We start from the raw sequence: 6,688 nt of genomic DNA on the forward strand, positions 1-6,688 counted from the left end.
CCATACAGCCCCCCGCCTGGCCCCCCCCTGGGCCCATCTGTGCGTTACCCCAAACCCCATCGCGCGCAAGCGCGCTCCCACAGTGCAGCGGCCATAGGCCGCCGCAATCAGGTCAGTGACGGAAGTGGCGGATGCCGGTGAAGACCATCGACATGCCGTGCTCGTCGGCCGCTGCGATGACCTCGTTATCGCGCATTGAGCCGCCCGGCTGGATGACCGCGACGATGCCTGCCGCCGCGGCGGCGTCGATGCCGTCGCGGAACGGGAAGAAGGCATCCGAGGCCATGACGCTGCCCGGGACCACGAGGCCGGCTTCCTCGGCCTTGAGGCCCGCGATCTTCGCGCTGACCACGCGGCTCATCTGGCCGGCACCCACGCCGATCGTGCGCTGGTCCTTCGCGTAGACGATGGCATTGGATTTCACCATCTTCGCGACGCGCCACGCGAACAGCAGGTCGTCCAGTTCGGTCGGGGTCGGCTGGCGCTTGCTGACCACCTTCAGTTCATCGCGCGTCACCTGGCGGTGGTCGGCGGTCTGCACCAACAGGCCCGAGCCCACGCGCTTCACATCGTGCGTGTTGCGGCCATCGCCGTTCGGGATCTCGAGCACGCGCACGTTCGCCTTCTTCGCGGCTTCGTCGACGGCGCCGGCCTCGACCACGGGGGCGATCAGCACTTCGACGAACTGGCGCTTCAGGATCACCTTCGCCGTTTCGGCATCGAGCGGGCGGTTGAACGCGATGATGCCGCCGAACGCGGAGGTCGGATCAGTGGCGTAGGCCAGCTCATACGCGGCGAGCGGATCGGCAGCCACGGCGACGCCGCAGGGATTCGAGTGCTTCACGATGACGCAGGCCGGCGCATCGAACTGGCGCACGCATTCCCACGCCGCATCGGCATCGGCGATGTTGTTGAACGAGAGTTCCTTGCCCTGCAGCTGGCGGAACGTGGCGAGGGTGCCTGCGGCTGGGTAAAGGTCGCGGTAGAACGCACCGGCCTGGTGCGGATTTTCACCGTAACGCAGGTCCATGACCTTCACGAAGCGGCCGTTCGACTGCGCGGGGAACTCGGCGCGGCCTGAGACGGCGGTGTGCGTCTCGTCGAGGCTGATGCCGGACAGGTAGTCGCTGATCGCGGCGTCGTAATTCGAAACGCGGTTGAACGCGGCGACGGAGAAGGCGAAGCGCGATGCGCGCGAGAGGCCGCCGTGGCTTTCGATCTCGGCGAGCGCCGTATCGTACTGCGCCGGGTCGGTCAGCACGCCCACGTCGTTCCAGTTCTTCGCCGCGGCACGCAACATGGCCGGACCGCCGATATCGATGTTTTCGATCGCGTCCTCCAGCGTGCATTCAGGGTTGGCGACGGTGCGCTCGAACGGATACAGGTTCAGCACCAGCAGGTCGATCGGCACGATGCCGTGCTCGGCCATCACCGCGTCGTCCGTGCCACGGCGGCCCAGCAGGCCACCATGCACTTTCGGGTGCAGCGTCTTCACGCGGCCGTCCATGATTTCCGGGAAGCCGGTGAGGTCGCCGACGTCGCGCACGGCGATGCCGGCGTCACGCAATGCCTTCGCGGAGCCGCCCGTGGAGAGGATTTCGACGTTCGCCGCGACGAGGCGGCGGGCGAGCTCGGTCAGGCCGCTCTTATCGGAGACGCTGATGAGCGCGCGGCGGACGGGTACGAGATCGGGGGAGGGCATGGGCACTTTCCGGGAGGGGAAAGCGCACCATTATAGCCGCCCAAACGGCGGCTGGCCGGGTTGCTCAGGAAATGCCGTGGGCGGCGAGCTTCTTGCGCAGGGTGGCACGGTTGATGCCAAGCGCGGCGGCGGCGCGGCTCTGGTTGCCATCATGGAACGCCAGGACTTCGCGCAGGAGCGGGCCCTCGACCTCGCGGATGACCAGCGCGTGGAGGCCTTCACCGCCTTCGGTATCGCCGATGTCCGCCAGGTAACGGCGCACGGTACGGCTGACGCATTCGCTGAGAGCACTCTGCATGGAGGTTTCGTTGGCGGCCTCGGCGGCAGTAAGTCTCACAGCGTTCAAGGCGTGTCCCTCTTGCGTCCGGAACCAGGGCCCCGGGCGGTTCTTGTTCTCATGATCGCGAATGCGACGTGGGCGCCGCGCAAGGCTGGCCGAAAGTCGCGAAGGGGATTGAGTGTACTCGCCTGCCGGGCCGAAGTGCAGGCTTGCAAAAAGAAATTTTTTCGAATGGTCACTCGAAGCTGAATGCGAAGGCGACCGCGTGCTGGCCTGGGTCTTGCACCTCGAAGACCATGGCGGTCGTGGCGCCTCCGGCGAGGCCCCGGGTACGGATCGCCGCGTCACCCACGTAGTCCTCCGGCTGGAAGCGGCGCATGGCCAGGCGCTGGCCGTTGGCGTCGGACAGCACGATGGTGACGACGGGATAGGGCTGCGCAAACCGCGCGTCGTTGTGCACGCTGGCCGTGATGAGCAGGCCATCCGGCACGGACGGGTGTTGCTCGACATCACGCGCCAGCAGCCTCAGCTCACCCGGCGCCGCCACGAGGGGCAGCTCGCAACCGAGCACCGTGCAGGCCGTCTGTAGGGCGGGGCCGAACGTGGGGTCGGCGACCAGCGAGTCGCGCTTTGCCCAGGCGAGCTGCGCACCGAGGCCCAGCACAAGCAGCAGGCAGACGCTGACCCACGCCGCGGTGCGCCACGAGCGCCGCTTCGTCTCGCGCGCGAAGCGCGGCGTAAAGGTGAGCTGGGTGAAGTCCTCGCCTTCCTGCACGCCCTCGCCGGCATGGATCTCCGCAGCGCCTTCAACCGGTACGGTGATCGGCGCATAGGCCGGCTCGGGAACCGGTTCGGCCACGCGCGGGCGGAACACCGCGACCTCCGCGAGCGGAGGATCCTGGTCCAGCGCATGCTCGACAAGGCGGGTGAATGGCTCGGGCGGCAGCTGTGCGGCCAGGGTGCCCAGGGCGTTGAAAATGCTGCCGCAATGGCCGCAGCGAAGGCACCCGCAGGCGGGTACCAGCGATTCCGCTTCCACTTTATAGACGGTGAGGCACTCGGGGCACTGGGTGTACATCGTTCGATCATAGCGTGCGCGCCGGGTAGAATCGTCGGTCCTACCCTGTCCTGTTGGCCCGACGATGCCCTGGCTCGAACTTTCCCTGACGATCCGCGCCGCCGAGCAGCCGCGCGTGGAAACGGCGCTTGAGGATCTTGGTGCCCTCTCGATCACCCTGCAGGATGCCGATGCGGAGACGCCGGATGAAGAGGCGATCTTTGAACCTGGCGTGGGCGAGATCCCCCTGTGGAACCAGATCGTGCTGAACGCGCTGTTCGATATCGACGCGGACCGTCGCGGCCTGACTGCAGCGATCGCCGATGACCTGCCCTTCATCGAGCCGGCGCACATCAGCTGGCGCGAGGTCGAGGACCAGGACTGGGAGCGTGCGTGGATGGACCAGTTCAAGCCGATGCCGTTCGGGCGGCGCCTGTGGGTGTACCCGTGGAACATCGAGCCGCCGGAAGACGGTGGCATCGTCGTCGTGCGCCTCGATCCCGGCCTGGCTTTCGGTACCGGCACGCATCCGACGACGGCCATGTGCCTGGAGTGGCTGGATGGCCAGCAGATGGCCGGGCAGCTCATCCTCGATTACGGCTGCGGTTCGGGCATCCTGGCCATCGCCGCGCTGAAGTGTGGCGCGGCGCGCGCGGTGGGCATCGACAACGATCCCCAGGCCCTGGTGGCTTCGCGCGATAACGCCGAGCGCAACGGCGTGGATGCGGCACTCGAGGTGTACCTGCCCGGCGAGGCGCCGGCCGAACTCGCCGATGTGCTGGTGGCGAACATCCTGGCGGGGCCGCTGGGCGAACTCGCGCCGACCTTCGCGGCGGCGGTGAAGCCCGGTGCACCGTTCGCGCTCTCCGGCATCCTGTTCGGCCAGCATGAGGAACTGCTGGTGCGTTACGCCGAGTGGTTCGAGAACCTGGAAGTGCGCCAGCTGGAAGACTGGGTGCGGATCAGCGGTAACCGCAAGCGCGCATAAGTCAAAAAAAATCCCGCCTTTCGGCGGGATTTTTTTTACTCAGCGTGCGGGGCTTCTTTTTCTTTCTGCTCCGCCATGCGCTTTTCCAGGTAGTGGATGTTCTGCCCACCCTGCTGGAAGCCGACATCGGCCATGATCCGCTGCTGTAGCGGGATGTTGCACTTCACGCCTTCGATCACCGTCTCGTTCAGCGCCATGCGCATGCGTGCGATGGCGGTGGCGCGGTCCGGGCCGTGGACGATGATCTTGCCGATCATCGAATCGTAGTTCGGCGGGATGCGGTAGCCGTCGTACAGGTGGGTATCCACGCGCACGCCCGGGCCACCCGGCGCTTCGAAACGCTTCACCGTGCCGGGGCTCGGCATGAAGGTATCCGGATCTTCCGCATTCACGCGGCACTCGATCGCGTGGCCGGTGAGAACGATGTCTTCCTGGCGGATCGAGAGCTTCTCGCCGCCGGCGATCAGCAGCTGCTCGCGGACGAGATCGATGCCGGTCACCAGCTCCGTCACCGGGTGTTCCACCTGGATACGGGTGTTCATCTCGATGAAGTAGAAGCGGCCGTTCTCGAACAGGAACTCGAACGTGCCGGCGCCGCGGTAGCCGATGCGCAGGCAGGCGTCGACGCAGACCTTGCCGATCTCGGCGCGCATTTCCGGCGTGATGCCGGGAGCGGGCGCTTCCTCGACGACCTTCTGGTGGCGGCGCTGCATGGAGCAGTCGCGTTCACCCAGGTGGATCGCGTTGCCCTGGCCATCGGCGAGCACCTGGATTTCCACATGGCGCGGATTCTCCAGGAACTTCTCCATGTAGACCTGATCGTTGCTGAAAGCGGCCTTCGCTTCCTGCTTGGTCATGACGATGGAGTTGGCGAGGTGGGCCTCGGTGCGCACGACACGCATGCCGCGACCACCGCCGCCACCGGCGGCCTTGATGATGACCGGGTAGCCGATCTCGCGCGCGATGCGGATGTTCTCTTCCACATCGTCACCGAGCGGGCCGCCCGAGCCGGGCACGCATGGCACGCCGGCGGCCTTCATGGCGCGGATCGCTTCGACCTTGTCGCCCATCAGGCGGATCACGTCGGCGGTCGGCCCGATGAAGATGAAGCCGGACTGTTCGACCTGCTCGGCGAAGTTGGCGTTCTCCGAGAGGAAGCCGTACCCCGGGTGGATCGCGCCGGCGTCGGTGATCTCGGCGGCGGCGATGATGCGCGGGATGTTGAGGTAGCTATCGGTCGAGGGACCCGGGCCGATGCATACCGATTCGTCGGCCAGGCCGACGTGCTTCAGGTTGCGGTCCACGGTGGAGTGCACCGCGACCGTCTTGATGCCGAGCGCGTGGCACGCGCGCAGCACCCGCAGCGCGATTTCGCCGCGGTTGGCGATGACGACCTTCTCGAGCATGGGTCTGGCCTCAGGCGATGACGAACATCGGTTCGTCGAATTCGACCGGCTGGCCGTTCTCGACCAGCACGGCGACGACGGTACCGGCCACGTCGGCCTCGATCTGGTTGAACATCTTCATCGCTTCAATGATGCCGATGGTCTCGCCGGCCTTGACCTGCTGGCCCACCGTGGCGAACGCCGGGGCGCCCGGGGTGGAGGCGGCGTAGAACGTGCCGACCATCGGGGCCTTCACGACGTGGCCGGCCGGGAGCCCGGCATCGGCGGCGGGCGCAGCGGCGGGTGCGGCGGCCGGGGCGGCAGCGGCCACCGGGGCGGCGGCGACCGGCGCGGCGTAGACCTGCGGGGCGGCGACGGCGACGCCACCCTTCGGCACGCGCGACAGGCGAACCACTTCTTCGCCTTCCTTGATTTCCAGCTCGGCGAGGTTCGATTCCTCGAGCAGGTCGATAAGCTTCTTGATCTTGCGCAGGTCCATGGGACAAACCTTCTGGTGGTGGGACGGGCGCCATGGGCGCCACGAAAGGGTTATCAGGCGGCCGGCACGGCCAGGCGCAGCAGGGCGGCTTCCAGGGCCAGCCGGTAGCTGTCGCCGCCGAAGCCGCAGATCACGCCGCTGGCCAGGTCGGACATATACGAGTGGTGCCGGAACGGCTCGCGGGCATGCGGGTTGGAAAGATGGATCTCGATGAACGGGATCGCCACGGCTGCCAGCGCATCGCGCAGGGCCACCGAGGTATGCGTGTACGCCGCCGGGTTGAACAGGATCCAGGCCGTGCCCTCGTCGCGCGCCTGCTGGATCCGGTCGATCAGCTGCGCCTCGGCGTTGGACTGGTAGTAGTTCAGCTCATGCCCTGCCGCCTGGGCTCGCGATTGCAGCGACACGTTGATGTCGTTGAGCGTCTCGCGGCCGTAGACCGACGGCTCGCGCACGCCGAGCAGATTGAGGTTGGGTCCGTGCAGGACGAGGATCCTGGCCACTATTCACCTTGCTGAGGTCCGGAATGCCGGAACGCCGCGAAGTGTGCGCCTGTCCGTGGACGTTGTCCAGTTCGGTGGAGTTCGCCGCAGTTCGCGGTAGATCGCGACATTCCACACGCGGCCGTATGGTCGATGCGCCCGTGGGAGCGGGGGGTGGGGGGGGGGGGGGGTTTGGGGCCACCCCACCCCCCCCACCCCCCGCCCCCCCAACCCAGGGCAGCCCCGCCACCCCCCCGGCGACACACGCCCGGGAGGCGGGGGCGGCGAGGAAAAA

General features: G+C 67.2%; 7 protein-coding genes. 1 reads left to right on the plus strand and 6 read right to left on the minus strand.

What is annotated here, in order from left to right; all coding sequences use genetic code 11:
- Positions 1-112 precede the first annotated feature (112 nt).
- The 3 genes from purH to ACZ6YI_RS17725 all read right to left on the minus strand — a co-directional run bounded on the left by purH (position 113) and on the right by ACZ6YI_RS17725 (position 3,060).
- Positions 113-1,702: a bifunctional phosphoribosylaminoimidazolecarboxamide formyltransferase/IMP cyclohydrolase gene (gene purH / locus ACZ6YI_RS17715; protein WP_465779814.1), complete on the minus strand. Its 1,590-nt coding sequence runs from the start codon at positions 1,700-1,702 to the stop codon at positions 113-115.
- A 64-nt stretch (positions 1,703-1,766) separates the two neighbouring features.
- A complete protein-coding gene (locus ACZ6YI_RS17720) occupies positions 1,767-2,048 on the minus strand; it encodes a helix-turn-helix domain-containing protein (RefSeq protein ID WP_465779815.1) in 282 nt (93 codons plus the stop codon).
- A 169-nt stretch (positions 2,049-2,217) separates the two neighbouring features.
- Complete coding sequence (locus ACZ6YI_RS17725) at positions 2,218-3,060, minus strand: zinc-ribbon and DUF3426 domain-containing protein (RefSeq protein WP_465779816.1); 843 nt, start codon at positions 3,058-3,060, stop codon at positions 2,218-2,220.
- Between the two features lie 64 nt (positions 3,061-3,124).
- Between ACZ6YI_RS17725 and prmA the strand changes: the two genes are divergently transcribed.
- Positions 3,125-4,027, plus strand: coding sequence for a 50S ribosomal protein L11 methyltransferase (prmA, locus tag ACZ6YI_RS17730; protein ID WP_465779817.1), 903 nt, complete (start codon positions 3,125-3,127; stop codon positions 4,025-4,027).
- A gap of 35 nt (positions 4,028-4,062) precedes the next feature.
- Here the strand turns inward: prmA and accC are convergent, their stop codons facing one another.
- The 3 genes from accC to aroQ are packed head-to-tail and all read right to left on the minus strand — an operon-like array spanning position 4,063 to position 6,414.
- Complete coding sequence (accC, locus tag ACZ6YI_RS17735) at positions 4,063-5,433, minus strand: acetyl-CoA carboxylase biotin carboxylase subunit (protein ID WP_465779818.1); 1,371 nt, start codon at positions 5,431-5,433, stop codon at positions 4,063-4,065.
- Positions 5,434-5,443: 10 nt separating this feature from the next.
- Positions 5,444-5,911: an acetyl-CoA carboxylase biotin carboxyl carrier protein gene (gene accB, locus ACZ6YI_RS17740; RefSeq protein WP_440327809.1), complete on the minus strand. Its 468-nt coding sequence runs from the start codon at positions 5,909-5,911 to the stop codon at positions 5,444-5,446.
- A 53-nt stretch (positions 5,912-5,964) separates the two neighbouring features.
- Positions 5,965-6,414 (minus strand): type II 3-dehydroquinate dehydratase, encoded by a 450-nt coding sequence (gene aroQ, locus ACZ6YI_RS17745; RefSeq protein ID WP_440327808.1) that lies wholly within the window; start codon positions 6,412-6,414, stop codon positions 5,965-5,967.
- Positions 6,415-6,688 lie beyond the last annotated feature (274 nt).

The organism is Luteibacter sp. NPDC104163, from assembly GCF_055584245.1.

What these genes read in the sequence shown, in the direction of transcription:
- ACZ6YI_RS17725 (WP_465779816.1), bottom strand. Translation starts at nt 3,060, where the DNA reads ATGTACACCCAGTGCCCCGAGTGCCTCACCGTCTATAAAGTGGAAGCG.
- prmA (WP_465779817.1), top strand. Translation starts at nt 3,125, where the DNA reads ATGCCCTGGCTCGAACTTTCCCTGACGATCCGCGCCGCCGAGCAGCCG.
- accC (WP_465779818.1), bottom strand. Translation starts at nt 5,433, where the DNA reads ATGCTCGAGAAGGTCGTCATCGCCAACCGCGGCGAAATCGCGCTGCGG.
- purH (WP_465779814.1), bottom strand. Translation starts at nt 1,702, where the DNA reads ATGCCCTCCCCCGATCTCGTACCCGTCCGCCGCGCGCTCATCAGCGTC.
- accB (WP_440327809.1), bottom strand. Translation starts at nt 5,911, where the DNA reads ATGGACCTGCGCAAGATCAAGAAGCTTATCGACCTGCTCGAGGAATCG.